The sequence below is a fragment of the Paracoccus sp. NSM genome (assembly GCF_052379855.1).
Lineage (GTDB): Bacteria > Pseudomonadota > Alphaproteobacteria > Rhodobacterales > Rhodobacteraceae > Paracoccus.
Genome location: NZ_JBQTCG010000011.1, coordinates 52552 through 78382, shown reverse-complemented (window position 1 = coordinate 78382; position 25831 = coordinate 52552). Strand labels below are relative to the sequence as shown.

The 25831-nt window shown below is 67.0% G+C and carries 26 protein-coding genes and 2 pseudogenes; 23 read left to right on the top strand and 5 right to left on the bottom strand.

Annotation, left to right across the window (positions count from 1 at the left end; all coding sequences use genetic code 11):
* Nucleotides 1-308: 308 nt before the first annotated feature.
* Together ACTZWU_RS14045 and ACTZWU_RS14040 are read left to right on the top strand one after the other, a co-directional pair.
* Nucleotides 309-1571, top strand: a complete 1263-nt coding sequence (locus ACTZWU_RS14045; RefSeq protein WP_444737984.1) for a site-specific DNA-methyltransferase — start codon at nt 309-311, stop codon at nt 1569-1571.
* The gene (locus tag ACTZWU_RS14040; RefSeq protein WP_444737983.1) at nt 1568-2911 is read left to right on the top strand and encodes a site-specific DNA-methyltransferase; all 1344 of its coding nucleotides are present in this window, start codon (nt 1568-1570) and stop codon (nt 2909-2911) included. Before ACTZWU_RS14045 ends, ACTZWU_RS14040 begins: the two co-directional genes overlap by 4 nt.
* 35 nt (nt 2912-2946) lie before the next feature.
* On the opposite strand, the gene ACTZWU_RS14035 is transcribed toward ACTZWU_RS14040, so the two are convergent.
* From ACTZWU_RS14035 to ACTZWU_RS14015, 5 genes are all read right to left on the bottom strand, one after another.
* Entirely contained in the window at nt 2947-3594 is a 648-nt protein-coding gene (locus ACTZWU_RS14035) for a hypothetical protein (protein ID WP_444737982.1), read from the bottom strand.
* 121 nt (nt 3595-3715) lie between these two features.
* Nucleotides 3716-4291 carry a DUF3489 domain-containing protein gene (locus ACTZWU_RS14030; RefSeq protein WP_444737981.1) on the bottom strand — a complete coding sequence of 192 codons (576 nt, stop codon included), beginning with the start codon at nt 4289-4291 and terminating at the stop codon, nt 3716-3718.
* Nucleotides 4292-4386: 95 nt separating this feature from the next.
* Nucleotides 4387-4650 (bottom strand): hypothetical protein, encoded by a 264-nt coding sequence (locus tag ACTZWU_RS14025; RefSeq protein ID WP_444737980.1) that lies wholly within the window; start codon nt 4648-4650, stop codon nt 4387-4389.
* A gap of 107 nt (nt 4651-4757) precedes the next feature.
* Entirely contained in the window at nt 4758-4979 is a 222-nt protein-coding gene (locus tag ACTZWU_RS14020) for a hypothetical protein (RefSeq protein ID WP_201744254.1), read from the bottom strand.
* 13 nt (nt 4980-4992) lie between these two features.
* Complete coding sequence (locus tag ACTZWU_RS14015) at nt 4993-5187, bottom strand: DUF6900 domain-containing protein (protein WP_444737979.1); 195 nt, start codon at nt 5185-5187, stop codon at nt 4993-4995.
* 123 nt (nt 5188-5310) lie between these two features.
* Here ACTZWU_RS14015 and ACTZWU_RS14010 point away from each other — a divergent pair, with 123 nt between their 5' ends.
* The 21 genes and pseudogenes from ACTZWU_RS14010 to ACTZWU_RS13910 all read left to right on the top strand — a co-directional run bounded on the left by ACTZWU_RS14010 (nt 5311) and on the right by ACTZWU_RS13910 (nt 25831).
* Entirely contained in the window at nt 5311-5847 is a 537-nt protein-coding gene (locus ACTZWU_RS14010; protein WP_444738002.1) for a hypothetical protein, read from the top strand.
* Nucleotides 5795-7834, top strand: coding sequence for a phage terminase large subunit family protein (locus tag ACTZWU_RS14005; RefSeq protein ID WP_444737978.1), 2040 nt, complete (start codon nt 5795-5797; stop codon nt 7832-7834). Before ACTZWU_RS14010 ends, ACTZWU_RS14005 begins: the two co-directional genes overlap by 53 nt.
* The gene (locus ACTZWU_RS14000; RefSeq protein ID WP_444737977.1) at nt 7834-8046 is read left to right on the top strand and encodes a phage head-tail joining protein; all 213 of its coding nucleotides are present in this window, start codon (nt 7834-7836) and stop codon (nt 8044-8046) included. Before ACTZWU_RS14005 ends, ACTZWU_RS14000 begins: the two co-directional genes overlap by 1 nt.
* A gap of 2 nt (nt 8047-8048) precedes the next feature.
* Complete coding sequence (locus tag ACTZWU_RS13995) at nt 8049-9548, top strand: phage portal protein (protein ID WP_444737976.1); 1500 nt, start codon at nt 8049-8051, stop codon at nt 9546-9548.
* Nucleotides 9548-10858 carry a S49 family peptidase gene (locus tag ACTZWU_RS13990; protein ID WP_444737975.1) on the top strand — a complete coding sequence of 437 codons (1311 nt, stop codon included), beginning with the start codon at nt 9548-9550 and terminating at the stop codon, nt 10856-10858. The genes ACTZWU_RS13995 and ACTZWU_RS13990 overlap by 1 nt, the downstream gene beginning before the upstream one ends.
* 41 nt (nt 10859-10899) lie before the next feature.
* Nucleotides 10900-11280, top strand: a complete 381-nt coding sequence (locus tag ACTZWU_RS13985; RefSeq protein ID WP_444737974.1) for a head decoration protein — start codon at nt 10900-10902, stop codon at nt 11278-11280.
* Nucleotides 11281-11305: 25 nt separating this feature from the next.
* Nucleotides 11306-12328 (top strand): major capsid protein, encoded by a 1023-nt coding sequence (locus tag ACTZWU_RS13980; RefSeq protein ID WP_444737973.1) that lies wholly within the window; start codon nt 11306-11308, stop codon nt 12326-12328.
* 11 nt (nt 12329-12339) lie between these two features.
* Entirely contained in the window at nt 12340-12654 is a 315-nt protein-coding gene (locus ACTZWU_RS13975) for a head-tail joining protein (protein ID WP_444737972.1), read from the top strand.
* Between the two features lie 4 nt (nt 12655-12658).
* Nucleotides 12659-13288, top strand: coding sequence for a DUF6441 family protein (locus ACTZWU_RS13970; protein ID WP_444737971.1), 630 nt, complete (start codon nt 12659-12661; stop codon nt 13286-13288).
* Nucleotides 13289-13351: 63 nt separating this feature from the next.
* Nucleotides 13352-13609 carry a type II toxin-antitoxin system ParD family antitoxin gene (locus tag ACTZWU_RS13965; protein WP_444737970.1) on the top strand — a complete coding sequence of 86 codons (258 nt, stop codon included), beginning with the start codon at nt 13352-13354 and terminating at the stop codon, nt 13607-13609.
* Nucleotides 13609-13953, top strand: a complete 345-nt coding sequence (locus ACTZWU_RS13960) for a type II toxin-antitoxin system RelE/ParE family toxin (protein ID WP_444737969.1) — start codon at nt 13609-13611, stop codon at nt 13951-13953. The genes ACTZWU_RS13965 and ACTZWU_RS13960 overlap by 1 nt, the downstream gene beginning before the upstream one ends.
* 152 nt (nt 13954-14105) lie before the next feature.
* Nucleotides 14106-15206: a hypothetical protein gene (locus ACTZWU_RS13955; RefSeq protein ID WP_444737968.1), complete on the top strand. Its 1101-nt coding sequence runs from the start codon at nt 14106-14108 to the stop codon at nt 15204-15206.
* 146 nt (nt 15207-15352) lie between these two features.
* Nucleotides 15353-15775 (top strand): acyl-CoA transferase, encoded by a 423-nt coding sequence (locus tag ACTZWU_RS13950; RefSeq protein WP_444737967.1) that lies wholly within the window; start codon nt 15353-15355, stop codon nt 15773-15775.
* A gap of 25 nt (nt 15776-15800) precedes the next feature.
* Complete coding sequence (locus ACTZWU_RS13945) at nt 15801-16739, top strand: phage tail tube protein (RefSeq protein ID WP_444737966.1); 939 nt, start codon at nt 15801-15803, stop codon at nt 16737-16739.
* Between the two features lie 2 nt (nt 16740-16741).
* On the top strand, nt 16742-17179 hold the full coding sequence (locus tag ACTZWU_RS13940) for a hypothetical protein (RefSeq protein ID WP_444737965.1): 438 nt from the start codon (nt 16742-16744) through the stop codon (nt 17177-17179).
* Nucleotides 17176-17409, top strand: coding sequence for a DUF7697 family protein (locus ACTZWU_RS13935; protein ID WP_444738001.1), 234 nt, complete (start codon nt 17176-17178; stop codon nt 17407-17409). Before ACTZWU_RS13940 ends, ACTZWU_RS13935 begins: the two co-directional genes overlap by 4 nt.
* Nucleotides 17402-19864: a phage tail tape measure C-terminal domain-containing protein gene (locus ACTZWU_RS13930; protein ID WP_444737964.1), complete on the top strand. Its 2463-nt coding sequence runs from the start codon at nt 17402-17404 to the stop codon at nt 19862-19864. The genes ACTZWU_RS13935 and ACTZWU_RS13930 overlap by 8 nt, the downstream gene beginning before the upstream one ends.
* Nucleotides 19865-19873: 9 nt before the next feature.
* Nucleotides 19874-20500, top strand: a pseudogene (locus ACTZWU_RS13925) (phage distal tail protein, Rcc01695 family).
* On the top strand, nt 20497-21381 hold the full coding sequence (locus ACTZWU_RS13920; protein ID WP_444737963.1) for a DUF2163 domain-containing protein: 885 nt from the start codon (nt 20497-20499) through the stop codon (nt 21379-21381). The pseudogene ACTZWU_RS13925 and the gene ACTZWU_RS13920 overlap by 4 nt, the downstream one beginning before the upstream one ends.
* Nucleotides 21378-21824: an NlpC/P60 family protein gene (locus ACTZWU_RS13915; protein WP_444737962.1), complete on the top strand. Its 447-nt coding sequence runs from the start codon at nt 21378-21380 to the stop codon at nt 21822-21824. Before ACTZWU_RS13920 ends, ACTZWU_RS13915 begins: the two co-directional genes overlap by 4 nt.
* A 9-nt stretch (nt 21825-21833) precedes the next feature.
* Nucleotides 21834-25831, top strand: a pseudogene (locus tag ACTZWU_RS13910) (baseplate multidomain protein megatron).

Here is a 25831-nt window from a genome sequence, read left to right as displayed (position 1 = left end):
GAAGCCAGGCGGAAGCCACCTTGCGAGCCGGAGCCGGAATTCGTGAGTCAGATCAGCGGCTTGCGGAATCACGATCTGGCCGGGGTGGATTCCCGGCGGGAAGCCAGGGAAGCCGCCTCCGGGGAAGCCAGGGGGCGGGAAGCCACCCTCGGAAGCCAATTCGTCAGAAGCTGTTGAATCCGCTTCACTTTTCGGGTTGACAGATGTGCCCCCATTGACCTACCCCTTGATCATCGAAGAATTGCGCCCGGAGGAACCCCCTCGCGGGCGCTTTTCATTTTCCTCCCCCACATCTCGAGCCCCGCCCCATGGACCTCGTCTTCGCGCCGAGCCAGGTTGAGTCCTGGCCGATTACCCGGCTGCGCCCCTATGCCCGCAATGCCAAGATGCATGGCGACGACCAGGTGGCAAAGATCGCCGCCAGCATGGCCAAGTTCGGCTGGACCGTGCCGTGCATGGTCGCCGACGATGGCGAGCTGATCGCAGGCCACGGCCGGGTGCTGGCCGCGACGATGCTCGGGCTGACCGAGGTGCCGGTGATCCGGCTCAGCCATCTCGACGAAGCGGAACGCCGTGCATACCGGATCGCCGACAACAAGCTGACGGAACTGGGCGAATGGGACGAAGCCCTGCTGCGCGACGAGATCGCGGGGCTGCTGGCAGAGGATTTCGACCTGACCCTGCTCGGCATCAGCGACGATGATCTGGACGCCCTGCTGCAGGATCCCGAGGCGCTGGACGGGGATGGCCCGGTCGAGGGCGAGGATGACGCCCCGGAGCTTCCCGTCACGCCGGTGTCGGTGCCGGGCGACCTTTGGCATCTTGGCGCCCACCGGTTAATCTGCGGCGACAGCACATCCGCCGATGTCGTCGGGCGGCTGCTGGGCGAAGTGCGCCCTCTGCTGATGGTGACGGACCCGCCCTATGGCGTGGAATACGATCCCTCCTGGCGCAACCAGGCAGGGGCCGCAAAGACCAAGCGCACCGGCAAGGTGTTGAACGATGACCGCGCCGACTGGCGCGAGGCCTGGGCGCTGTTCCCGGGCGACGTCGCCTATGTCTGGCACGGCGCGCTGCATGCCGCGACCGTGGCGGACAGCTTGGTGGCCGCGGGATTCGCGATCCGGTCACAGATCATCTGGGCCAAGGATCGGCTGGTGCTCAGCCGCGGAGACTATCACTGGCAGCACGAGCCCTGCTGGTATGCGGTGCGCGCCAGGGGCAAGGGCCACTGGGCAGGTGACCGCAAGCAGACGACGCTGTGGCAGATCGCCAACCGCGATCAGGACGCGGACACGGTGCACGGCACGCAGAAGCCGGTGGAATGCATGCGGCGACCGATCCTGAACAACTCGAGCCCCGGTCAGGCGGTCTATGAACCCTTCATGGGATCCGGCACGACGCTGATCGCAGCCGAAACCACAGGCCGGGTCTGCTTCGGGGTGGAACTGAACCCGGCCTACGTCGACGTCGCCATCGAGCGCTGGCAGTCCTTTACCGGTGCCGAGGCGGTGATGGTGGAAACCGGCGAGACCTTCGCTGCCCTCAAGGCGAAGCGGCAGGCAGGATGAACGCGCCCCTCCTGCCCGGCCGGATCGAGCATTGGCCCTTGGCCCGCCTCCGCCCCTACGCCCGGAACGCCAAGACCCACGATGCCGACCAGGTGGCGAAGATCGCCGCCAGCTTGGCCGAGTTCGGCTGGACCGTCCCCTGCCTCGTCGCCGCCGACGGCGAGTTGATCGCGGGCCACGGCCGCGTCCTGGCCGCCGCGCAGCTCGGGCTGACGGATGCGCCGGTCATCGTGCTGGGCCATCTGACCGAGGCACAGCGCCGGGCCTACCGGATCGCCGACAACAAGCTGACCGAACTGGGCGGGTGGGACGAGGCGCTGCTGCTCGAGGAACTGCGCGGACTGCTGGCCGAGGATTTTGACCTCGGGCTGATCGGTATCCCCGAAGATGAACTGGATGCCCTGCTGGCCGATGCCGACGACCGCGCATCCATCGACGATGACACTGCCGACACCATCCCCGAGGCCCCGGCCGATCCGATTACCCGTCCGGGCGACATTTGGGCGCTGGGCGATCACCGGCTTATCTGCGGCGATGCCACCGACCCGGGCGTGGTGGCGCGGCTGATGGACGGTGCTCAGGCGGCGCTGATGTTCACCTCCCCGCCCTACGTGCAGCAGCGCGACTATGGCGCGGCGAAGGAGAAGGTCGGCGATTGGGATGCGCTGATGCAGGGCGTCTTCGCCGCGGCGCCCCTCACCACCGATGCGCAGCTGCTGGTCAACCTCGGCCTCGTCCATCGCGACGGCGAGTGGCTCCCATATTGGGAAGGCTGGGTTGACTGGATGCGCGCGCAAGGCTGGCGGCGGTTCGGCTGGTATGTCTGGGACCAGGGGCCCGGCCTGCCCGGCGACTGGAACGGTCGCCTGGCGCCCTCGCACGAGTTCATCTTCCATTTCAACCGCCAGCCCCGGAAGCCGAACAAGACGGTCGAGAGCAAGCACGCGGGCGAGACCCTCGGCGGTGGTGGCCTGCGCGGGGCCGACGGCACGGTCCATCGCAAGACCGGCTTCGGCAACGCAATCCAGAGCCACCGCATTCCGGACAGCGTCTTCCGCATCATGCGCCACAAGGGCGGGCTGGGCGCGGCCGGATCGCACCCGGCCGTGTTCCCTGTGGCGCTGGTCGAGGCGGTGCTGGAGGCTTTCACTGATCCCGGCGACCTGGTGTTCGAGCCCTTCTGTGGTTCCGGCACCCAGCTGATCGCCGCGGAACGCTCCGGACGGCGCTGCTGCGCGGTGGAACTGGACCCCGTCTATTGCGACGTCGCGGTGCGGCGGTGGGAGATGGCGACGGGAAATGCGGCAACGCGAGAAGGCTCAGCAAGCTTTCGCCTTTAGTCCGATACCCTTAACAGATTTCTCGAAGTCTGCCGTTACTTCCTGAGATTTATATCAAGGATGCTGCGCGCCCTAGCTTCGCGAAGTTTGGCGGCAACAGCTTTGCGTCGATCGCCTCCACTTGGTATTCCCCAAGCTTTACTCCCGGCAAAACAGTCAATGACTCGGCCAAAGAATCCTGTGCTGGAGCGGGGCCTGACATCCCCGAGGCTGTTCTTTTTCATCTGGTCTACCTGATGCGAAGAAATAACCTTCACGCCCTCTGGCTCATAGACCCAAACGTAGACACCCTCTGCAGAAATATGGTCACGCATTCGACGGCAGGCGTCCTTCAGCTCCTCCCGGTCAAGGTTTCGATCATACTTGGCTTGGATAAAGATCCCTTTATCGAAACCGTCGACTCCGTCCAAAGAGATAGAAACAAAAAGGTCCGCACCAATCAGTCTCTCCATCGATTGAGGGCCGCGATCAGGCAAGGACTGCGCAATGACGCGAATAGTGTATTCGCCTGCGTTTGTGTTATCTAGGCGATCCTCCAGCCGCTGACACAATCGAGAAGTTATTTCTGGTTCCTGAACGCTGCTTACTCCATCGATTGTTTCAGAATAGAGATCCGAAACCAAATCATCGACGGCCTGACCCAAGGCGTCCACAATTTTCTGTCTACTTTTCTTATCCAGCATGCCTTGATCACTCTTCCCAAGTTTTTCGCGCCAGCTTGTACCCGGATACCGTCAACAATGCTTTGGAATTCTGGTTGGCTTGCAACCTTCCAAAAGAGCCGCGCACTTTACCCGGCACATTCTAGTCGGACTGGCAAATCCTGTACACCCGACCCCTGCCGTCCTCCTTCGACGAGGTCACAACAAGCCCTAGCTTCTTGCCCAATGCACCCGAAATGGCACCCCTCGCGGTGTGCGCTTGCCAAGACGTCGCCGCGACTATCTCGGCGATGGACGCGCCCTCGGGACGCTGGAGCATTGCGATGATCTGCGCCTGCTTGGTGCCAGCGCGGATGGCGACAGGTTTCACGGTTTCGCTGTCGTCGGGCGTCTGCACCAGCTCCGGTTCCGCCTTGGGCTTCGCCCTCCGCACGCTGGCAACGGCGCTGGCCGCCAGCGGCTCGATCCCGATGGCCTCCAGCCCGGCCTCAGTGGCGATCAGCGTGGTGCCGTGGCCGTCGCCGGTCTCGCGCCACATCGGCTCGCGGCGACGCAGGTTGGCCTCGACCTCCTCGAGCCAACCGCGGGCGATCATCTTGCCGACCACCATCTTGGCGGCAGCACCGACCAGCCCCTCGGGCAGCGGCAGGGCGAGGTTGCCGGGCCGGGTCGCGGCGCGGGACAGGATCAGGGATTGGGTGTCGGACGGGGTGGTCATCGGAGCCTCCGTGGCTGTGGGCGCACGCTGTGCGCGCCTTCTACGGAGGCAAGCCCCGTCCTCGGGCGGGGCGGCCGTCGCGCGGCGTGGGCGCGTCAGGCGGCGTGTTCGCCTTCCTTGAAGGCGCTGTCGGTGATCTGGCGCAGCAGGCCCGCGTAGAGCTTCAGCGTGCCGACATGTCCCCAATGGATTTCGCCCGGGTGGGTCTCGAAGTGGTCGTCGCTGAGGGCCTTCAGTCGCTCCAGCATGGTGTCGATCTCAGCCTTGGCGGCGATGAAGGCGTCGAGGGCGTTCGACCGGTTCTTTGAACCGGTGGCAGAACCGGTCTCACCGTTCTGGGCGGCGCGGCGGGTGGTCATGGCGGTGGCATCCTTTGGTGAGTTGCATCGTTCCGGTGGCAACACCATCGCTCCATAGGGCGAATGATCGTAGGCAAATCGGAGCAATATCAGTGCTTTCGCTTCGGTCAGATCAGCCGCATCTCGGCCAGCGCGCGGCTGGCGGCACCGAGCTGGGCGGTGGGTAGTTCGATCTTTAGATGCGACAGGACGTCGGACGCCTCGGCCGGGATCCCGCTCTCGCGCAGCGCCTGCTCGATGACTTCGGCGATGGCGTCCGGGCGGCTCAGATCGAAACCCTCGGGAAGGGCGGAATAGTCGATGCGGATGGTGGTGATGGCCATGGTCATGTCAGCGGCCCCCTCAGCGCTTCGCCGCGGCGAGGACCGCGGCATAGGCCTCAATCAGGGCGGCGAGGATCGACCAGACGGCGACGTCGTGGAAGTCGAGCCCGTCGCTGTTCCGAGTGTCCAGTGTCTCGACGAAGAAGTGGCGCCTGGCGATGTCGAGCATCAGCGCCTCGGGCGCGGTGGGGGCGGGTTTGGCGGTTGCGGGCATGGTGTGGCCTCCGATCGAGGGGTGAGTTCCTGATCGCAGATTCGCTCTGGAGGGGAGGACAATCAACCGGAATGATTGTCTTTTCCTGTTTATTTTCAATATCTTGATGGGCCTCACAGCGCCATGAAAGGTATGAGCGAACGCGAGTACGCGGCGCATTCCGGCCTCTCCCGCGGTGGGGTCCAGAAGGCGCGCAAGAACGGTCGGTTGGTGGTCTACGACGACGGGTCGATCAATGCCGCGGCCTCGGATGTTCGGCGGGCAGAGATGACGGACCCCGACCAGCAGCGGCGCAGCTTGGGTGGCGAAACCCTCGCCAGCGGTGCGGGCGAGACCTCGTCCTACATCAAGGCCCGGACGCTGCTGACGGTCTATGCCGCGCAGGACAAGCAGATCGCGGTCCAGAAGAAAAAGGGCACGTTGGTCGACCGGGCGCGGGCGGAGACCCTCGTCTTCCGCCTGGCGCGGCAGGAACGGGATGTCTGGGTCACCTGGCCCGGACGGGTGGCAGCACTTATGGCGGCGCAGATCATGGCGGAGGTGGAACGGCAATCCGGGGCATCGGTGACGATCGAGACCGCGATCATGCAGAGGGTGCTGGAAGCCCATGTCCGCGAACAGCTCGACGCCCTCGCCGACCTCAGGGTTTCCCTCGGATGACGATGATCTGACCGAAGGCCTCGACCTCGGCTTCGACGGCGCCGAGGACCTGCTGCGGGTCTGGCGGCAAGGCCTGCGCCCCGACCCGAACCTGACTGTCTCGGAATGGGCGGATCAGCATCGCTGGCTATCGTCGCGGGGCGCGGCGGAACCGGGACGCTATCGCACCGCTCGGGCGCCCTATCTGCGCGAGATCATGGATGCGCTGTCCCCGGGCCATCCGGCGCAGCGCATCACCTTCATGAAGGCGGCGCAGGTCGGGGCCACGGAAGCGGGCAACAACTGGATCGGCTTCGTGATCCACCACGCCCCGGGACCGATGCTGGCGGTGCTGCCGAGCCTCGAACTGGCGAAGCGCACCTCACGGGGCCGTCTCGATCCGCTGATCGCGGACAGCCCGGCGCTCCGGGAGCGGGTCAACCCGGCCCGATCCCGCGATGCCGGGAATTCGATGCTGTCGAAGGAGTTCCCCGGCGGCATCCTGGTTCTGACCGGGGCGAATTCCGCCACTGGCCTGCGGTCGATGCCCGCGCGGTACGTGTTTCTCGACGAGGTCGACGCCTATCCGGCCTCGGCCGACGAGGAAGGCGACCCGGTCACGCTGGCCGAGGCGCGGACCACCACCTTCTCGCACCGGCGCAAGGTGTTCATGGTCTCGACCCCGACGATCCGGGGGCTGAGCCGGATCGAGCGGGAATTCGAGGCCAGCGACCAGCGGCGCTACTTCGTGCCCTGTCCGCATTGCGGCGCGATGCAATGGTTGCAATTCGACCGGCTGCGCTGGGCGAAGGGGAAGCCTGAAACGGCCGCCTATCACTGCGAGGGTTGCGAGCGGCCCATCGCCGAGCATTACAAGACGGAGATGCTGGCCCGCGGCGAATGGCGGGCGACAGCGGTTTCCAGGGATCCAAAAGCCATCGGCTTCCACCTTTCGGCGCTCTATTCGCCCTTGGGCTGGAAAAGCTGGTCCGACGTCGCGCGGGAATGGCTGGCGGCGCAAGGCTCGGACGAGACGCTGCGCGCCGCGCGCAACACGCTTTTGGGCGAGACATGGGTCGAAAGCGGCGATGCGCCGGAATGGCAGCGGCTGGCGGATCGGCGCGAGGCCTGGAAGCCCGGCACGGTGCCGATGGCGGGGCTGTTCCTGACGGCCGGGGCGGACGTCCAGAGGGACCGGATCGAGGTCGATATCTGGGCCTGGGGCCGGGGCCTCGACTCCTGGCTCGTCGATCACATCGTGATTCCGGGCGGCCCCGATGATCCGGCGGCCTGGGACAAGCTGACCGCCCTGCTCGGCCGGTCGTGGCAACATGCCAACGGCGCCTTCATGACGGTGGCGCGGCTTGGCATCGATACCGGCTACGAGGCCGCGGCCGTCTACGCCTGGTCGCGCAAGGTCGGATTCGAACAGGTGGCGCCCCTGAAGGGCCTCGAAGGCTTCAATCGAGCGGCCCCGGTCTCAGGCCCGACCTTCGTCGACGCCACCATCGGCGGCAAACGGCTCCGTCGCGGCGCCCGGCTCTGGTCGGTGGCGACAGCGACATTCAAGGCGGAAACCTATCGGTTCCTGCGGATCGAGCGGCCGAGTGATGAAGACCGGGCGCTGGGCGTGCTGGACGCTCCTGGCACCATCCACCTCCCCGGCTGGGCCGACACCGAATGGCTGAAGCAGCTGGTCGCCGAACAGCTGGTCACGATCCGTAACAAGCGCGGCTACGCCCATCAGGAGTGGCAGAAGATGCGCGAGCGGAACGAGGCGCTCGACTGCCGGGTCTATGCCCGCGCCGCGGCATGGATTCTCGGTGCCGACCGATGGGACGAAGCCACCTGGCGGCGGCTGGAAGCGCAAGCTGGTGTGGAAACGCGCATGCCCGCGGCTGTCGCCGCAGCGCCTGCAACACCCGACCCGGCCCAGCCCAAGGCCGGAACCCTGACCACGCCACGCCGGAAACGGCGGGCCTATACCCCGAACTTCATGAGGGACTGATGGACCTGGAACGCATGCAGGCTCTGCTCACGGCATTGCAAGAAGCCCGCTTCGCCGGGCTGCGCAGCGTCAGCTATGACGGCAAGACCGTGACCTATGGATCGGACGCGGAACTGGCCGCGGCGATCCGGGATCTGGAGGGCCGGATTGCTTCCGCCTCGGCCACCCCGCGTCGCCGCCGCTGGGGCACGGTCGCGACGAAGGGTCTATGACCATGGTTCTCGACGCCTTCCGGCAGCGCCTCGGCAGCATCATCGGCGGGTTCGACGCGGCGCAGTCCCACCGGCGCATGCGCGGGTTCCGCGCCACCCGCGCGCATGTGAACACGCTGATCGCGGCCTCGGGCGAGACGATCACCGCCCGGGCGCGCTGGCTGGTCCGGAACAACGGCTATGCCGCGAACGCGGTCGATGCCTTCGCGAACCATGTCGTCGGCGACGGGATCAAGCCCTCGTCGAAGATCACTGACGCCGCCAAGAAGGAGGAGTTGCAGAAGCTCTGGCTGGCCTGGACCGACGAGGCCGATGCCGAGGGGCTGACCGACTTCTTCGGGCTGCAGCGCCGGGCGGCGCGCGAGGTGTTCCTCGCAGGCGAGGTCTTCATTCGCATCCGCCCGCGCCGGGCGGAGGATGGGCTGACCGTACCGCTGCAACTGCAGATGCTGCCCGCCGAAATGCTGCCCCTGGACATGAATCGCACCCTGCCCGGCGCGGGGCTGATCCGTCAGGGTATCGAGTTCGACGGCATCGGTCGCCGCGTCGCTTATCACTTCCTGCGCCGCCATCCTGGCGACATGACCGATCCGGGGCTGGCGGGGGAAACAGTGCGCGTGCCCGCATCCGAGGTCATCCACATCCTCGACCCGGTCGAGGCAGGCCAGTTGCGCGGTGTTTCGCGCTTCGCCGCCGCCGTCGTGAAGCTCTTCACGCTGGACCTCTATGACGATGCGGAACTCGAGCGGAAGAAGACCGCGGCAATGTTCGCGATGTTCATCACCTCCCCCGCCCCGGAAACAGCTCTCGATCCGGCCGAGGACGATCTTGAGGTCGAACCGGGCCAGGTGGTGCGGCTGGACCCGGGCGAGGACGTCACAACTCCTTCGACGCCGGATTCCGGGTCCACCTACGAACCCTTCCAGTATCGCACGCTTCTGCAGATCGGCGCCGCGCTGGGCGTGCCCTATGGCTATCTGACTGGCGACACTGCCAAGGGCAACTTCTCCAACACCCGTATCGCCTTGGTCGACTTCCGCCGTCGCATCTCGGCCTTCCAGCATTCGGTGATGGTGTACCAGCTCTGCCGCGCGGTCTGGACGCGCTGGATGGACATTGCCGTACTGGCTGGAGCCATCGACCTGCCGGGCTATGCCAGCGACCGGCGGCAATACCTCGCCTGCGACTGGCTTCCCACGAAATGGGACTGGATCGACCCGGCCAAGGATGCGTCGGCCGAGATCCTGCAGATCGAGGCGGGCCTCAAGTCCCGCACGCAGGCCATCGCCGAGCGGGGATACGACGCCGAACAGGTCGACCGGGAAATCGCTGCCGAACGAAAGCGCGAGGCGGCGCTGGGTCTGGACTTCCGGCGGCCAGGGTCGCCCGCACAGGCAGCTGGCACGCCCAGCGCTCCGGATGGCCCAACCGAAAAGCCAGAAGACCCAGACGACGCAGAGGATGGCGAGGATCGGGAACCCCGGCCTGCGGAGGAAGGATGATGCATCACACCCAGATCGCCCAGCGCGTGTTCAACACGCCCCTGATGGTCGATCCCGCCAAGGCACTGGCCTTTCTGACGGGGCTTGGCCCCCGGATCGCGGAGCGGGAAATCAGCGTCGAGGGGGTGGAAATCGCGGCGGAAGCGCTGGATACCGCCAGCCTGCCCGCCCGGGCGTCGTTGTTCGGTGATGACCTGACCAACCGCCAGGCGCGCAACGGTAGCCAGCCCTTCGCCGTCGTGGACGGGATCGCCGTCATCGAGATCGCGGGCACGCTGGTGCACCGCGGGGCATGGATCGGGCAGTCTTCCGGCCTGACCTCTTACGAGGGCATCGCTGCCCAGCTGCAGGCAGCGCTGGGCGACCCCGCCATTCGCGGCATCGCCCTCGACATCGACAGCTTCGGTGGAGAAGTCGCGGGGGCATTTGACCTCGCCGACCGCATCCGCGCTGCGCGGCAGGTCAAGCCTGTGCAGGCCTTCGTCGCCGACCACGCCCTCTCGGCCGCCTATGCGCTGGCCTCCCAGGCCGACCGCATCATCCTGCCCCGCACCGGCGCGGTCGGCAGCATCGGCGTTGTGGCCATGCACAGCGACATGAGCGGCGCGCTGGACCAGAAGGGGATCGCCGTCACGCTGATTCATGCAGGCGCCCGCAAGGTCGATGCGAACCCCTATCAGCCGCTGCCCGAGGCCGTCCGCGCCCGGATCGCAGGGGAACTTGAGGACCTGCGCCAGCTCTTCGCCGAGACCGTCGCCGAGGGTCGCGGAAGGCGCCTCGATACCCTCCGCGCGCTGGGCACCGAAGCCGCCGTCTTCCGCGGCGAGGCGGCGGTCTTCGCCGGGCTCGCCGACGAGGTGGCCGATCCCGTCGCCGCCTTCCGCGCTTTCGCCGCCGCACCCCGCGGCACAATCACCCCCAGAGGAAAGGGCCCGATGATGACCACTGCCCCCGAAGACCATGCGCAGCCTGCGGCGGCGCCTACCGCCAGCACCCCGCCGGAACTGGCCGCGCCCGCGGCAGTCGCGCCGCCGCAAACCGCGGCGGTCGCGATGTCGCCCGAGGCGATCCGCGCCGAGGCGGCCGAAGTCGCGCAGGTATGTGCGCAGGCCGCGCGCCTCGGCATCCATATCGACGCCGCCGATGCCGTCGCCAAGGGCGTTAAGCCGGAAGCGCTGCGCGCCAAGGTCCTGGCCGATCTTGCAGCCCGCAGCGATGCCGAGGGCATCATCGCCACCACCCCCGCGGCGGGTGCCAAGGAGAGCCCCATCGTCGCGGCCGCGAAGAAGTCGGCCGCCGCCTCGCGCTGATCCCGGCGCTCCCTTTTTCCCAACATCCTGGAGACTGAACCATGCCCGTCCTGACGGAACCGCCCAGCATGGGCGACGTCCTAAAATACGAGGTCAACCCGAACTACACCCGCGAAGTGGTGACACTGCTCGCGGGTATGCCCTACCCCGTCGGCGCCGTCCTCGGCCGCATCACCACCAGCGGCAAATACAAGTTGGCGACCAGCGGCGGCACCGATGGTGCGCAGACCGCCACGGCCGTCTTGCTCTATGCCGTCGATGCCACGTTGGCCGATGCCACCGGCATCGTCGTCGCCCGCGGCCCGGCCATCGTCTCGCGCGCTGGCCTCGCCTACGACGCCACCGTCGATGACGCGGCCAAGATCACCACCAAGATCGGCCAGCTGGCCGCCGCAGGCATCATCGCCCGCGACGGCGTCTGATCCCCCTCATCCCCCGGAGCATCCCATGACCCTCGTCCGCAATCCCTTCGACGCTGGCGGCTATTCGCTGGCCGAGATGACGCAGGCCATCAACATCCTGCCCAACCTCTACACCCGCCTCGCCCAGATCGGCCTCTTCCGCTTCGAAGGCGTCAGCCAGCGCTCGGTCATCATCGAGCAATACGAGGGCGTCCTGAGCCTTCTGCCCTCCGTCCCCCTCGGCGGCCCGGCGACCGTCGGCACCCGCGAGGGGCGCTCGATGCGCTCCTTCGCCTTGCCGTGGATCCCGCATGACGATGTGATCCTGCCCGCCGACATCCAGGGACAACCCGGCCTCGGAGCCTTCGACGCGGCCGATCCCCTCGTCGAGGTGATGAACCGCAAGCTGCAGCTGATGCGCCGCAAGCACGCCCAGACGCGGGAATACATGGAGATGAACGCGCTCCGCGGCATCGTGAAGGATGGCGCCGGGACCACCCTCTACAACTACTTCACCGAATTCGGCCTGGCGCAGATCTCGGTGGACTTCGTGCTGGGCACCGCGGGCACCAACGTGCAGGGCAAGGTCCGCGAGGTGCTGCGCGCCATCGAGGACAACCTGCTCGGCGAAGCGATGACCAGCGTGCACGCCCTTGTCAGCCGCGAGTTCTTCGACAAGCTGATCGCGCACCCGAAGACCGAGGAGGCCTACAAGTTCTACGCCGCGACCGGTGCCCAGCCCCTGCGCGAGGACGTCCGTCGCAACTTCCCCTTTGGCGGCATCCTGTTCGAGGAATACTCCGGCACCGTCACCCTCTCGACCAAGGCCACCGAACGGCTGGTCCCGGCGAACGAAGGCATCGCCTTCCCCTTGGGCACGATGGACACCTTCACCACCTATGGCGGCCCGGCGAACCTGCTGGAAACCGCCAACACCATCGGCCTGCCGCTCTACGCCCGCCAGCATCTCGACGAGAAAGGCCGCTGGATCGACGTGATGACCGACGCCTCGATCCTGCCGGTCAACAAGCGGCCACGTCTGGCGATCCGCCTGCACACGTCGAACTGACGGACCCACCCATGTCCGTCTTTGCAGCCGCCATGGACCGCATTTTCACCCATGCCTCCATGGCGGCCCCGGCCCTCTGGATCTCGGCTTCGACATCCGAGGAACGGCCAATCCGGATCATCCGCCGCGCGCCAGACCGCGTCACCGACTTCGGCGCGGGCCGGTTCGTCAGCGACACGACGGTGGTGGACGTGCGCGTGGCGGACCTCCCCGCCCCGCGCCCGGGCGATGTGATCGTCATCGGTGCCGACAGCCATGTCATCCAGGGGGAACCGCTGCGCGACCGCGAACGGCTGATCTGGACCCTCGACCTGCGCCCGGCGTGACACGATGAAACTGAAGCTGGAAATCAGCCCCAACCTCGCCGCGCTGATGCAGGCGGAAATCGCGGCAGGCGAGAAGGCTGTCACCAACGCCATGCGGGAGGCAGGCTCGGACCTGAAATCCGCCTGGCGCCGCCAGATCACTGGCGCAGGCCTCGGCACCCGGCTCGGCAACTCGATCCGCCTCGCAACCTATCCCAAGGGCGGCGAGAGCCTGAACGCCGCGGCGCTGGTCTGGTCGAACGCCCCGGTGATCGTCGGCGCGCATGACACCGGGCCGCTGATCCGGTCACGTAACGGGTTCTGGCTGGCCATCCCCACCCCGGCGGCGGGGAAAAGCACCAAAGGCGGCCGTATCACCCCCGGAGAATGGGAACGCCGCACGGGGCTGCGGTTGCGCTTCATCTACCGGCGCCGGGGTCCGAGCCTGTTGGTGGCCGAGGGGCGGCTGAACAGCAAGGGGCGCGCGGTGGCATCACGGTCGACAACCGGCCGTGGGCTGACCACGGTACCGATCTTCCTGCTGGTGCCGCAGGTCAAGCTGGGCAAGCGGCTGGATCTGGCGCGTGATGCCGAACGGGCCATCGACGGCGTGCCGGGGCGGATCGTGATGGGGTGGGTTGAAACACGATCATGACGGAGCTTGTCGACACGGCAGACCCATTGGCATATATTGCCAATGATCCGCATGGAGACTCCCATGGCCACCAGAAACGTCGTCCTGACCGAAACGCAATCCGACCTCGTTGACCGCCTGGTAGCATCCGGGCGCTATCAGAACGCCTCGGAGGCCCTGCGCGCCGGGCTGCGCCTTCTCGAGCGCGAAGAGGCGGAACTTGGCGCGTTGCGCAGCCATCTGACGGCCGGGCTCGAACAGGCCAGGCGTGGTGATCTGGCCGAGGGAAGTGGCGAAGATGCCATCCGTCGGGCATTTGCCGCTGCGCGTGCAAATACCTGATGCCGAAACCCTGGCGTCTGACAAGGCAGGCGGAGGCCTCGCTGATCGAGATTGCCAGCTGGACCATCGAGACCTTCGGTCCACGACAGGCCGTAGCGTATGAGGATGACCTGATCTCCACCTGTCGCGAGATCGCTGCGGGCACCGCCCTGTCACAGGATTGCCGTCGGCTCATCGACCCCGCCTTGGCCGAGGACCTGTGCTTCGCGCGGGCAGGCCAGCATTTCGTGATGTTCGTCGAGGAAATCGAACAGGTGGTCATCATCGATTTCTTGCACAGCCGCGCCGACCTGCCGCGACGGCTGGCCAACCTGCCGCTGCCGAAAGGCGGCGGGGAACACTGACCCGGGCATGATCCCGGTAGAGGGACGCATCACGGCGGGGTGGGTGACAAATCTGGACAGGGACGTATGCCTGAACCGCCAAGTTCGCTTGATGGTTGAAATTTGCATCGCTAGCCTGAAGACGGACCGGCAATGGAAGAGTCACTATATCGATGCGCAACTTCATGCTTTCACTGCCAGCGATGGCACTTTTCGCGTTTCCTGTAAGCGCAAATCCCTCTCAAGAAGATGTCGATGCCGCACGTTCAGAATGCCGTGACGCGTTTCTTGCTCGGGATGCTGAAGCCTATATGGACGCTGCCGCATCCATGATTGCTTGGGGCGCGCTGCAGAACCCTGAGTGGACGAGAGAAGTCGAACTGTGCCTCGCTTTTGCCGACGCAATTGAAGGAGCGAACCTCGAAACGGCTCGTGAACGCGCCGCCGCTCTGGCAGGTGAGGGCGACCCGATGGTCGCGACAGAGGCGCCTGCATCACCCGCAGAATTGCCTGAGGCCGATACCCGGCTTGCAGATTACCTAACCCGGCTTCAGGCAGATGGGGCAGACATCGACGCGGTTGTGCGCGAGATCGCGGCGGATCAGACTTTCGCCCCATCCCCAAGTCCTGAACGCGACGCACTTGAGGCGGCCGTCACCGCTTACGTCCGGCCCATTCCCGCCGCTCAGGCCGAGCGAAACTTGGTCGCCTATCAGGCGCTGGCAAGGATCGATCCAGAAGACCAGACCTACCGAGACAGAGTTGCGCGTTACGAGCAGGCCATCGAAGCCGAACGCGAGCAGTTGCAAAGAGCCGCCAGAGCGCTGGAGGGGCGCTTGGTCAGGACAACTGCCGAGTTCGATGGATCCTCCTGGGCTCGGCATCCCTCTTCGCCGCGCTACCAAGACATCCGAAATTACGTGACCCTGTACCTGCTTGAATCCGGCACCGGTCAGCAGAGCATGGAACTGTTCTTCAACTACACTTCCCGGAGTGGTTGGCTCTTCGTCGAGAGCGCGTCGATCAATATCGACGGGGAGACGATCCGGGCGCCGGTCGGTCAGTGGTTTCGCGACAACGACACCGAGATTTGGGAATTCGCGAGCTTACGCGGCGATGCGGCCGTGTCGCTTGCGCGCCGAATTGCCGAAGCCGACCGCGCCGTGGTGCGCTTCAATGGGCAGCAATTCTACGATGACTACGTAGTGTCCGATGGGGACAAGCGTGTGATGCGTGAAATGCTGGCTATTTGGGACGTGATTTCGGCTGAGTGAGACCCGACTGGTTGGCCAATGCGTGCGTGCAGCCTCACCGGTGACATAAGGCTTTAGTCGACCTGTGAGGTTCAACAATTGGCCGCAAAGCACTTGTAGATAAGCCAGTTTGCTAGACCATTGCTATGTCGGGAAACCGCTGACAAATGCCCACCACCCGCGAAGCCGTCCTCACCGCGCTGCATGCGCGGCTGCAGCCGCTTGCCGCCCTCACCCTGCGCGATGAGGTGCTGCCGGAGCGGATCCCCGCGGCGGGTCTGATCATCCTGCGCGACGGCCAGCCCGGAGAGCCGGAGGTGACGCTGTCGCCGCTGCGCTACCACTACCAGCACCGGGCCGAGCTGGAGATCGTCGTCCAGGCGGGCACCGGCCGGGCCAGTGCCTTCGACAACCTGATCGCCGCGATCGGCGGGGCGCTGGACGCGGACCGGACGCTCGGCGGCCTCTGCGACTGGGTTGAACCCGAGGCCCCCGCCTCGGTCGACCTGCCGGTCGAGGGCGCGGCGGCGCTGAAAGCGGCGGTCATCACCGTCGTGCTGCACTACTCCACCACCGGCCCTCTGGCCTGACACCCCCAACATTCAGGAGACCTCCATGGCACGCGCACACGGCGCGCGGGCGCAGATGGCGCTTGCGTTCGAAACCGTCTACGGCACCCCGCCCGCCTCTGGCTACCGGACGGTGCCCTTCGCCAGCACAACACTCGGCTCCGAACAGCCGCTGATCGCCTCGGAACTGCTCGGCCAGGGGCGTGACCCGCTCGCCCCGATCAAGGACGCGGTCACGGCCGATGGCGATGTGGTGGTGCCGATCGACGTCGAGAACTTCGGCCTCTGGCTGAAGGCGGCCTTCGGTCAGCCCACGACCACCGGCACGACGCCCAAGACCCACACCTTCCAGTCCGGCAACTGGTCCCTGCCATCCATGGCCATCGAGACCGCGATGCCCGAAGTGCCGCGCTATGCGATGTACACTGGCTGCGTCTGCGACCAGTTGTCGTGGCAGATGGCACGGTCGGGGCTGCTGACCGCCACCGCCCGGCTGGTGGCTCAGGGCGAGAACGTCGCCGCCGCCACGGCCGCTGGCACGCCCACCTCGCTGGCGCTGCAGCGGTTTGGCCATTTCAACGGCGCGATCACGCGCAATGGTACACCACTCGGCAACGTCATCTCGGCCGAGGTGACCTATTCCAACGGCCTCGACCGCATCGAGACTATCCGCTCGGACGGCCGCATCGAAGGGGCAGACCCCGGCATGGCCGCGCTGACCGGTCGGGTGGAAGTGCGTTTCGCCGACACAGCGCTGATCACGCAGGCCATCGACGGCACACCCTGCGAACTGGTCTTCGCCTGGAGCCTCGGGGCCAATGCCAGCTTCACCTTCACGGCGCACGCCGTCTACCTGCCGCGTCCCCGGATCGAGATCCCGGGTCCGCAGGGCATCCAGGCGACCTTCGACTGGCAGGCGGCCAGGGCCACCAGCCCCGCCCGGATGTGCACCGCCGTTCTCGTCAACACCGTCACGGGATACTGACCATGATCCGCCTGAACCTGTCGAACCGGCCCGAATGGCTGGACCTGCTGCCCGGCCTTCGCGTGCTTGTAGCGCCCCTGACCACCGCGTTGATGGTCTCCGCCCGCGCTGATCCCATGATCGACGGCCTGTCGGAAAGCTCCAGCCAGGAGGACATGGCCCTCGCGATGGCCAAGGCTGTCGCGCGCCGCGCTGTGCTGGAATGGGAAGGGGTCGGGGACGATGACGGCAACCTCGTCCCCGTCAGCCCCACCGGGATTGATGCTCTCCTCGACATCTGGCCGGTCTTCGAAGCCTTCCAGGCGAAATATGTCGCCCGCGGCCTGATGCTGGATCAGGAAAAAAACGCCTCCGCGCCCTCGCCGACTGGTCCTTCGGCGGGGGCGACGGCTACTGCGCGGCCTGTGCAGGCCCTTGCCCCGACTGCCCCGCAAGACTGAACCGGCCGCAGACGGTCGAGGGCTGGCAGGTCTGGGACCTGACCCAGCGCCTCGGCGGCCAGCTACGCATCGCGCCGGGGGCCGTCATCGGATGGGACATGGGCGCCGCCCTCGCGCTGGCGCAAGCGCTGGGCATCAACCCCCTGATCACCGCCGAACTGCTGCCCGAGATCGAGGCGGTGATGGTGCGCAAACTGAACGAGCAGATGGAAGGACGCCGGAATGGCTGAGAAAAAGGTTTCCGTCCGCCTCGTGGCGGAGGGCGGACGGCGCGTGCGCGCGGAGCTGGAGGGGGTGGGCGAAGCTGGTGCCCGTGGCTTTGGCCGCCTGTCGCGCGAGATGGAACTGGCCAACACCCGTCTGGCCAGCTTCGCCCGTCGTGCAGGTCTTGCCCTCGGGGCCGCAGCCGCGGCAGCCACAGCCTCGCTCGGTCTGATCGTCCGGTCCACCGCCGAGAGCGCTGCCCAGATCCGGCAATTCGCGCAGGTCGCCAATGCGACACCAGAGGCGCTGCAGCGCTGGTCGGCCGGGGCGCGGACGGTTGGCATCGAGCAGGAGAAGCTGGCCGATATCCTGAAGGACGTCAACGACCGGGTCGGTGATTTCCTGCAGACTGGTGGCGGGCCGATGGCGGATTTCTTCGAAAACGTCGCCCCGCGGGTGGGCGTCACCGCCGACCAGTTCGCCCGCCTTTCCGGTCCCGAGGCGCTGCAACTCTATGTCGACACGCTGGAACGCGCGGGTCTCAGCCAGCAGGAAATGACCTTTTATCTGGAGGCCATGGCATCGGATGCCACCCGCTTGATCCCTCTCCTGCGCAATGGCGGTGCCGAGATGGCCCGGCTGGGTGATCAGGCCTCCGACCTTGGCGCGGTTTTGGACGGCGACGCCCTTGAAGCCCTGCGCCGCACGCAACTGGCGCTGGGTACCGTGTCCCTCGTGTTCGATGGTCTCCGGAACCGCATCGCCGTGGCTGTCGCTCCGACCATCGAGGCGCTGGCCAATGCCTTTGTGGCCCTTGCCTCCGACGGCGGGATCCTGCGGTCTGCCATCGACGGGCTGATCGGCAATCTCGGGCGTCTGGCGTCCTATGCGGCAACGTTCGCGGCCGTCATGGCTGGACGCTGGGTGGCGGGTCTAGCCGCCGCGGCCCTGTCGGTGCGCGGACTCGCGACGGCGCTGGTGTTCCTGCGCGGCGCGTTGATCCGTACCGGCATCGGCGCGCTGATCGTGGGCGCGGGCGAGCTAGTCTATCAGTTTTCACAGTTGGTGGCCCGCGTTGGTGGAGTGGGCGAGGCGTTCAGCTTGCTCGGCGATCTGGCCCGCGAGGTCTGGTCGCGCATCGGTCTTTCGCTGGACGCGGCACTCGCCCGCATGGCGGCCGGATGGGAGGGGCTGAAAGCGGCCGGTCTATCGGCGCTCGAAGGCACCATCGCGGGCGTGGTCAGCTTCGGCGACCGGACGGCCGCAATATTCCAGGGGGCCTATGATGCGGCGGTGGCGATCTGGGGCAGCCTGCCGGGCGCCATCGGTGACTTCGCATTCCAGGCCGCCAACGGGCTGATCTCTGGCGTAGAGGCGATGCTGAATGGCGTCGTCACCCGGATCAACAGTTTCATCGAGACGTTGAACGCGGCGCTGGCGCTGCTCCCGGAATGGGCGACCGGCGAAGGCGGTGTCCGGATCGGCATCCTCGACCCGGTGGAACTGCGCCGGATCGGCAATCCGTTCGAGGGGGCTGCAACGGCTGCTGGCGCGGCTGCGGCGGACGCCTTCTCCGCGGCACTGGCCCGGACCTATCTCGAACCGCCCGACCTCGGCCTCGGGGCCATGGCCGACGATGCCCGCGCCCGGGCCGATGGCTATCGCGAGGCGGCCAGGATGCTGGCTGACGCTGCCGGTCGACCGCTGGCCAGCTGGCAGGTGCTGAAGGATGCGGTGACGGGTACCGGAACGGAGGCGGAGGCCGCCTTGGCCGATGCGGCCGCTTCGGCCGATGCCCTGACCTCCGGACTGAACGACACCGCCACCGCCGCTGATGGCGCAGGCGGCGCAGCACGCGACGCGGGGGCCGCTGCAGCCGAAGGCGCGGATACCGCCCTGACGGGTTGGCAGGCCGTCACGGCCGCCCTCGCCGACTACGCCGCCAAGGCGCGCGACATCGGCGGGGACATCGGCCAGGCGCTGGTCGGGGCCTTCACCTCGGCCGAGAACGCCATCGGCGACTTCGTGAAGACCGGCAAGCTCGACTTCCGCGATCTGGTCACATCGATGATCGCCGATCTCGCCAAGCTCGCCGCACGGCGTTTCATCCTCGGCCCGATTGCAAACGCCCTTTCCGGCGCGCTGGGCGGCGCGGGTGGGATATTCGCCAACATCCTGCACGCGGGCGGCGTGGTCGGCGCCACTGGCCCCGGCCGGATGGTCCCGGCGCTGGCCTTCGCTGGCGCGCCGCGCATGCACAACGGCGGCTGGGCCGGGCTGCGGCCCGACGAAGTGCCCGCGATCCTGCAACGGGGCGAACGCGTGCTCTCCCGACGTGAAGCCGCTGGCTACGGCGCGGCCAGCGCCTCGACCGTCAATGTCACCATCAATGCCCGCGACGCCGAGAGCTTCCGCCAGTCCCGGACGCAGGTCGCGAGCGACATTGCCCGCGCCGTGTCGCTGGGCCGAAGGGGGATGTGAGGATCAGACATGGCGTTTCATGAGGTCCGTTTTCCGGACAACATCAGCCGCGGGGCACGAGGCGGCCCGGAACGGCGCACCCAGATCGTCGAGTTGGCAAGCGGCGCCGAGGAACGCAACGCCAGCTGGGCAAACAGCCGCCGCCGCTACGACGTGGCCTACGGCGTCCGCAGCGCCGACGATCTGGCGGCGGTCGTAGCCTTCTTCGAGGCAAGGAACGGCCGCCTGCACGGTTTCCGCTTCAAGGATTGGGCCGATTTCAAGTCCTGCCTGCCATCACAAACCCCTGGCCCGACCAACCAGCCCATCGGCACCGGCAACGGGGCGGCCACTTAGTTCCAACTCACCAAGCGCTACACCTCCGGCGCGCAGTCCTGGACGCGCGCGATCACCAAGCCGGTGGCCGGAACGGTGACCATCGCCCTGAACGGCACGCCGCAGACCTCCGGCTGGTCGGTCTCGACCGCGACGGGCTTGGTGACCTTCACCACGGCCCCCGCCGCTGGCGTCGCCATCACCGCAGGCTTCGAATTCGACGTCCCCATCCGCTTCGACACCGATGCCCTCGACATCACCCTCGACCTCGAACGCCTCGGGTCGATCACCTCGATCCCCCTCGTGGAAATCCGCACATGAAATCCCTGAACCCGGTGCTGCAGGCCCATCTCGACGAAGGCACGACGACGCTGGCCTGGTGCTGGCGCATCACCCGTGCCGATGGTGTCACCTTTGGCTTCACCGATCACGACTGGACTCTGTCCTTCGACGGGACCGAGTTCGAACCGGAAAGTGGTCTGGCGGCGTCAGAGGTGCGATCCGGCTCCGACCTCTCCGTCGATGCCCAGGACGCGCAAGGCGTGCTGTCCTCCGACCGGATCACCGAGACCGACATCCTCGACGGCCGGTGGGACAATGCGGCGGTCGAGGTCTGGCGCGTCAACTGGGCGAGCCCCGCGCAGCGCGCGCTTCTGCGCCGGGGCGCCATCGGCCAGATCCGGCGCGGGCGGCTGGCCTTCGTGGCCGAGGTTCGTTCATTGGCCCATGTCCTCGGCCAGACGGTCGGGCGGACGTTTCAGGCCAGTTGCGACGCCGCGCTGGGCGATGCGCGCTGCGGCGTGAGCCTCGAGGCCCCGGCCTTCAAGGGGACTGGCGCGGTGATCGATGTGCTGCGGGATCGGGCGTTCACGGCGTCCGGCCTCGCCAGTTTCGCGGCGGGCTGGTTCGCCTTCGGGCTGGTGGAATGGAGTAGCGGTGCAAATGCCGGGCGGCGGGTCGAGGTGCTGTCGCATGACCTCGTCGATGGCGTGGCGATCTTCACCCTGCTGGAAGCGCCGGTGCGACCGATCACGGCGACGGATGCCTTCGTGGTCCGGGCGGGCTGCGATAAGCGCCTCGCCACCTGCGGCGCGAAGTTCGCCAATGTCGCCAACTTTCGCGGCTTTCCACATATCCCGGGGCAGGACGCCGTGCTGCGTTACGCGACGAAGGACGGCGGGCACGAGGGAGCGGTGCTGTGACACCGTCAGTTCCGGCCGCCGACCCCGCCCGCGTTATAGCCGTCGCGCGGTCGTGGCTCGGCACGCCGTACCACGACCAGGCCAGCCTGCGCGGGGTGGGCTGCGATTGTCTCGGCCTCGCGCGAGGTGTCTGGCGCGAGGTGGTGGGACTGGAGCCATTACCGATCCCGCCCTACAGCCGGGATTGGGGCGAGACCGGGCCGCGCGAGGTGCTGGCCGATGGGGCGCGGGCGATGATGCCGGAGATCGCACCCGCTGACGCCCCAGCCGGTGCGCTGATCCTGTTCCGGATGATGCCCCGCGCCATCGCCAAGCATGTGGGGATCCTCACCGGCCCCGACACCTTCCTCCACGCCTATGAACGGCTGGGCGTGATCGAGGAATCTCTGACGCCGACATGGCGGCGGCGCATCGCCTTCGCCTTCCTGTTCCCCGCACGTTGAGACCTTGCCATGGCCACCCTTGTCCTCGGTGCCGTCGGTTCCGCCATCGGTGGAGCCTTTGGCGGCGCGGTCCTCGGATTTTCCGGGGCCGTCATTGGCGGCTTCATCGGCTCGACCGTCGGTTCGGTCGTCGACAGCTGGATCGTGTCCTCGCTGGCCCCGGCGCAGAAGATCGAAGGCCAGCGCCTCGACAGCCTGCGTATCACCTCCGCGACGGAAGGCGCGATCATCCCGCGCCTTTACGGGCGCATGCGGATCGGCGGCAACATCATCTGGGCGACCGATTTCCGCGAAGAGACGAAGACCACGACGCAGGGCGGTGGCAAGGGCGGTGGTGGTGGCCGGGTCCAGACGACCGAGTATCTCTACTATGCCAGCTTTGCCGTGGCGCTGTGTGAAGGCCCGATCACCGGCATCGGCCGCATCTGGGCCGACGGCAAGCCGCTCGACATGACCGGCATCACCTGGCGCTGGTATCCGGGGAACGAGACCCAGACGCCTGACCCGTTCATTTCGGCGAAGATGGGCGCCGCCAATACACCAGCCTATCGCGGCACCGCCTACGTCGTCTTCGAGGAACTGCCGCTCTCGACCTACGGCAACCGTCTGCCGCAGCTGTCCTTCGAGGTCTTCCGGCCGCTGGCGGATCCCGACACAGCCGAGGGGCTGGTCAAGGCGGTGACCATGATCCCCGCATCGGGCGAGTTCACCTATGCGACCGAGGCTGTCCGCAAGACGGTCGGGGCAACGACCACCATCTTCGGCCAGAACACAGGCGGGACGACCTCGGCCGAGAACCTGAATGCGCTGCCCGATGAGGCTGACATCGTCGTGGCGCTGGACCGGCTGCAGGCCATGGCCCCGGCTGTCGAGAGCGTCAGCCTGGTTGTCGCTTGGTTCGGCAATGATCTGCGTGCCGGGAATTGCACCATCAAGCCGGGGGTGGAGGTGGCGACGAAGGTCACCAGCCCCAAGACCTGGACGGTCAATGGCGTGGCGCGGACGAATGCGCATCTCGTCAGCCGTGACGCCGAGGATCGCCCGGTCTATGGCGGCACGCCCGCGGATTTCGCGGTGGTGCAGGCCATCCGCGAGATAAGGCGCGCGGGCTGCGGGTCACCTTCTATCCCTTCCTCCTGATGGATGTGCCGCCCGGGAACACGCTGCCGAACCCCTATTCGAACAGTGCCGCCACGCTGGGTCAGCCTTCTTTCCCTTGGCGCGGCCGGATCACCTGCTCCCCTGCGCCGGGATATACCGGGACCGCGGACAAGACCGCCGGGGCGGCCACGCAAGTCTCGGCGTTCTTCGGTGCCGCCGCTCCCGCGCAGTTCGCCGTTGCGGGCGACACGGTCAGCTGGACCGGCCCCTCGGGAGACTGGGGCCTGCGCCGGATGATCCTGCACTACGCCCATATCTGCGCCGTGGCAGGCGGGGTCGATGCCTTCCTGATCGGCACCGAGATGCGCGGCCTGACGACGATCCGCTCGAGCGCAAGCGCCTATCCCGCCGTGACGGCCTTCAAGGCGCTGGCGGCGGACGTGAAGGCCATCCTTGGGCCCGGCGCCAAAGTCGGCTACGCCTCGGACTGGTCGGAGTATTTCGGCCACCAGCCGGGAGACGGCAGCGGCGACGTCCATTTCCATCTGGACCCGCTCTGGTCGGACGCGAATATCGACTTCATCGGCATCGACAACTACATGCCGCTCTCCGACTGGCGCGACGGCTTCGACCATGCCGATGCGCAGGAAGGCTGGTCCGCGAACCATGATCGCGGCTATCTGCAGGCCAACATCGCGGGCGGCGAAGGTTTCGACTGGTTCTACGCATCGGCGGCCGACCGGTCAGCGCAACTGCGCACGCCGATCACCGATGGCAGCGCGGGCAAGCCTTGGGTCTTCCGTTACAAGGATCTGCGTGCCTGGTGGTCGAACCCGCATTTCAACCGGCCGGGTGGGATCGAAAGCGCAACGCCCACGGCATGGGTGCCGCAATCGAAGCCGGTGTGGTTTACCGAACTGGGCTGCCCCGCCATCGACCGGGGCACGAACCAGCCGAACGTGTTCTTCGACCCGAAGTCGTCCGAGAGTTTCACGCCCTATTTCTCTCGCGGCTGGCGCGATGACGCCATCCAGCGCGCCTATCTCGAGGCCAGTTACCTCTGGTGGGGAAGCCCGGCAAACAATCCGGTGTCCGCGATTTACGGCGGCCGGATGGTCCATGTCCCCGAATGCGCCGCCTGGACATGGGACGCGCGTCCCTATCCGTTTTTTCCCGAACTGACCGGGATCTGGACGGACGGCCCGAACTGGCGGCTCGGGCACTGGCTGACAGGACGGCTCGGCGCGGTGTCGCTCGCCGCCCTAGTGCGCCACCTCTGCCTGCGCGCTGGGCTTGATGAGGCGTTGATCGACGTAAGTGGCCTCTGGGGCGCGGTCGAGGGCTATGTGATCGTCGCCCTCGAAAGCCCCCGCGCGTCGATTTCCACGATGGCCCGGCATTTCGGCTTCGATGCCATCGAGACCGAGGGAGTGATCCGCTTCGTCATGCGCGGGCGGGCATCCAGCCTCACCCTCACCGTGGATGATCTGGTTGCCACCCGCGAGGGCGAGGCTTTTGAGCTGACCCGTGGCCAGGAGACGGAACTGCCGCAGGCCCTGAAGTGGCAGGTCGCGCGGGCGGACGAAGACTATGACGCGGCCCTCGTCGAAGCCCGCCGCATCACCGTCGATACGACCCGCATCGCGTCCGAGTCCTTCCCGATGGCGATCCCGCCCGAGGAGGCGGAACGCCGCTGCCGCCGCGCGCTGATGGAAGTCTGGATCGGTCGGGAAAGCGCTACCTTCCGTCTGCCGCCCTCGCGCCTCGCCCTCGATCCGGCCGACGTGATCCGGCTGGCGCATGACGGCCGGGAGGTCGAGTTCCGGCTGGTGTCCGTCGCCGATGCCGAAGCGCGGGGCATCGAAGCGGTTCGCCAGGACCGTGCCGCCTACGATCTGCCGCCCGGTGATCCCCGCCCGGCCTCGCTTTCCAGCCCCGTCGTCTTCGGCACGCCCGAGGTGGCGATGCTGGACCTCCCGCAGATTTCGGAGGACCAGCCCGCCCATCGCCCCCTGATCGCCGCCCATGCCAGCCCATGGCCAGGCGAGATCGCGGTGTTTCGCAGCGCGTCTACCGACGGGTTCAACCTCCTGACCACCTTCGGCACTCGGGCACGGATCGGCATGCTGGCCTTCGACTTCTTTCCGGGCCCAACCTCGCGGTTTGATCTCGGCAACGCGCTGGTGGTCGATCTGCTGTCAGGGGCGTTGGAAAGCGTGACGGATATTGCCCTCTTCGGCGGGGCGAACGCACTGGCCATCGAGGCCGCCGCTGGCCAATGGGAGATCGTCCAGACTGGCCAAGCCGAACTGATCGCACCCGGCCGCTACCGACTGACCCGCCTCCTGCGCGGCCAGCGCGGAACGGAACATGCCATGGGCATCCCGGCCCCGGCTGGCGCGCGCGTGGTTGTGCTGGATGCAACGCTGGCATCCCTTCCCATCGCAGAATCCGATCTTGGGTTGCCGTGGAACTGGCGTGTGGGCCCGGCCGCGCGTGCGGTCAGTGATGCGAGCTATGCTGCGCTGGGCTTCACACCGACCGGACGGGGGCTTGTCCCCTTCGCCCCGGTCCATGTCGAACAGCCCTGGCGGACGGCGCGCAGCCCGGGCGATCTGACCATCCGCTGGACGCGGCGATCCCGCGCGCTGGTCGCCGATGCCTTGGAGCAAGTCGAGGTGCCGTTGGCCGAGGACCTGGAAAGCTACGACGTCCAGATCCTCGACGGCGCGGCCGTCAAGCGCACGCTGACCAGCAGCACGACCTCTGTCCTCTACACCGCAGCGCACCAGACCGCCGATTGGGGCGCGCCCCTTGGCCCCAGCCAGACGCTGGCGATCCGCATCTACCAGCTCTCGAACCGCCTCGGCCGCGGCACTCCTGCGACCGTGATCCTCCAGTTCTGA

Coding starts and splice junctions, on each gene's coding strand:
- ACTZWU_RS14045 (WP_444737984.1), top strand. CDS start 309: ATGGACCTCGTCTTCGCGCCGAGCCAGGTTGAGTCCTGGCCGATTACC.
- ACTZWU_RS14040 (WP_444737983.1), top strand. CDS start 1,568: ATGAACGCGCCCCTCCTGCCCGGCCGGATCGAGCATTGGCCCTTGGCC.
- ACTZWU_RS14035 (WP_444737982.1), bottom strand. CDS start 3,594: ATGCTGGATAAGAAAAGTAGACAGAAAATTGTGGACGCCTTGGGTCAG.
- ACTZWU_RS14030 (WP_444737981.1), bottom strand. CDS start 4,291: ATGACCACCCCGTCCGACACCCAATCCCTGATCCTGTCCCGCGCCGCG.
- ACTZWU_RS14025 (WP_444737980.1), bottom strand. CDS start 4,650: ATGACCACCCGCCGCGCCGCCCAGAACGGTGAGACCGGTTCTGCCACC.
- ACTZWU_RS14020 (WP_201744254.1), bottom strand. CDS start 4,979: ATGACCATGGCCATCACCACCATCCGCATCGACTATTCCGCCCTTCCC.
- ACTZWU_RS14015 (WP_444737979.1), bottom strand. CDS start 5,187: ATGCCCGCAACCGCCAAACCCGCCCCCACCGCGCCCGAGGCGCTGATG.
- ACTZWU_RS14010 (WP_444738002.1), top strand. CDS start 5,311: ATGAAAGGTATGAGCGAACGCGAGTACGCGGCGCATTCCGGCCTCTCC.
- ACTZWU_RS14005 (WP_444737978.1), top strand. CDS start 5,795: ATGTCCGCGAACAGCTCGACGCCCTCGCCGACCTCAGGGTTTCCCTCG.
- ACTZWU_RS14000 (WP_444737977.1), top strand. CDS start 7,834: ATGGACCTGGAACGCATGCAGGCTCTGCTCACGGCATTGCAAGAAGCC.
- ACTZWU_RS13995 (WP_444737976.1), top strand. CDS start 8,049: ATGGTTCTCGACGCCTTCCGGCAGCGCCTCGGCAGCATCATCGGCGGG.
- ACTZWU_RS13990 (WP_444737975.1), top strand. CDS start 9,548: ATGCATCACACCCAGATCGCCCAGCGCGTGTTCAACACGCCCCTGATG.
- ACTZWU_RS13985 (WP_444737974.1), top strand. CDS start 10,900: ATGCCCGTCCTGACGGAACCGCCCAGCATGGGCGACGTCCTAAAATAC.
- ACTZWU_RS13980 (WP_444737973.1), top strand. CDS start 11,306: ATGACCCTCGTCCGCAATCCCTTCGACGCTGGCGGCTATTCGCTGGCC.
- ACTZWU_RS13975 (WP_444737972.1), top strand. CDS start 12,340: ATGTCCGTCTTTGCAGCCGCCATGGACCGCATTTTCACCCATGCCTCC.
- ACTZWU_RS13970 (WP_444737971.1), top strand. CDS start 12,659: ATGAAACTGAAGCTGGAAATCAGCCCCAACCTCGCCGCGCTGATGCAG.
- ACTZWU_RS13965 (WP_444737970.1), top strand. CDS start 13,352: ATGGCCACCAGAAACGTCGTCCTGACCGAAACGCAATCCGACCTCGTT.
- ACTZWU_RS13960 (WP_444737969.1), top strand. CDS start 13,609: ATGCCGAAACCCTGGCGTCTGACAAGGCAGGCGGAGGCCTCGCTGATC.
- ACTZWU_RS13955 (WP_444737968.1), top strand. CDS start 14,106: ATGCGCAACTTCATGCTTTCACTGCCAGCGATGGCACTTTTCGCGTTT.
- ACTZWU_RS13950 (WP_444737967.1), top strand. CDS start 15,353: ATGCCCACCACCCGCGAAGCCGTCCTCACCGCGCTGCATGCGCGGCTG.
- ACTZWU_RS13945 (WP_444737966.1), top strand. CDS start 15,801: ATGGCACGCGCACACGGCGCGCGGGCGCAGATGGCGCTTGCGTTCGAA.
- ACTZWU_RS13940 (WP_444737965.1), top strand. CDS start 16,742: ATGATCCGCCTGAACCTGTCGAACCGGCCCGAATGGCTGGACCTGCTG.
- ACTZWU_RS13930 (WP_444737964.1), top strand. CDS start 17,402: ATGGCTGAGAAAAAGGTTTCCGTCCGCCTCGTGGCGGAGGGCGGACGG.
- ACTZWU_RS13920 (WP_444737963.1), top strand. CDS start 20,497: ATGAAATCCCTGAACCCGGTGCTGCAGGCCCATCTCGACGAAGGCACG.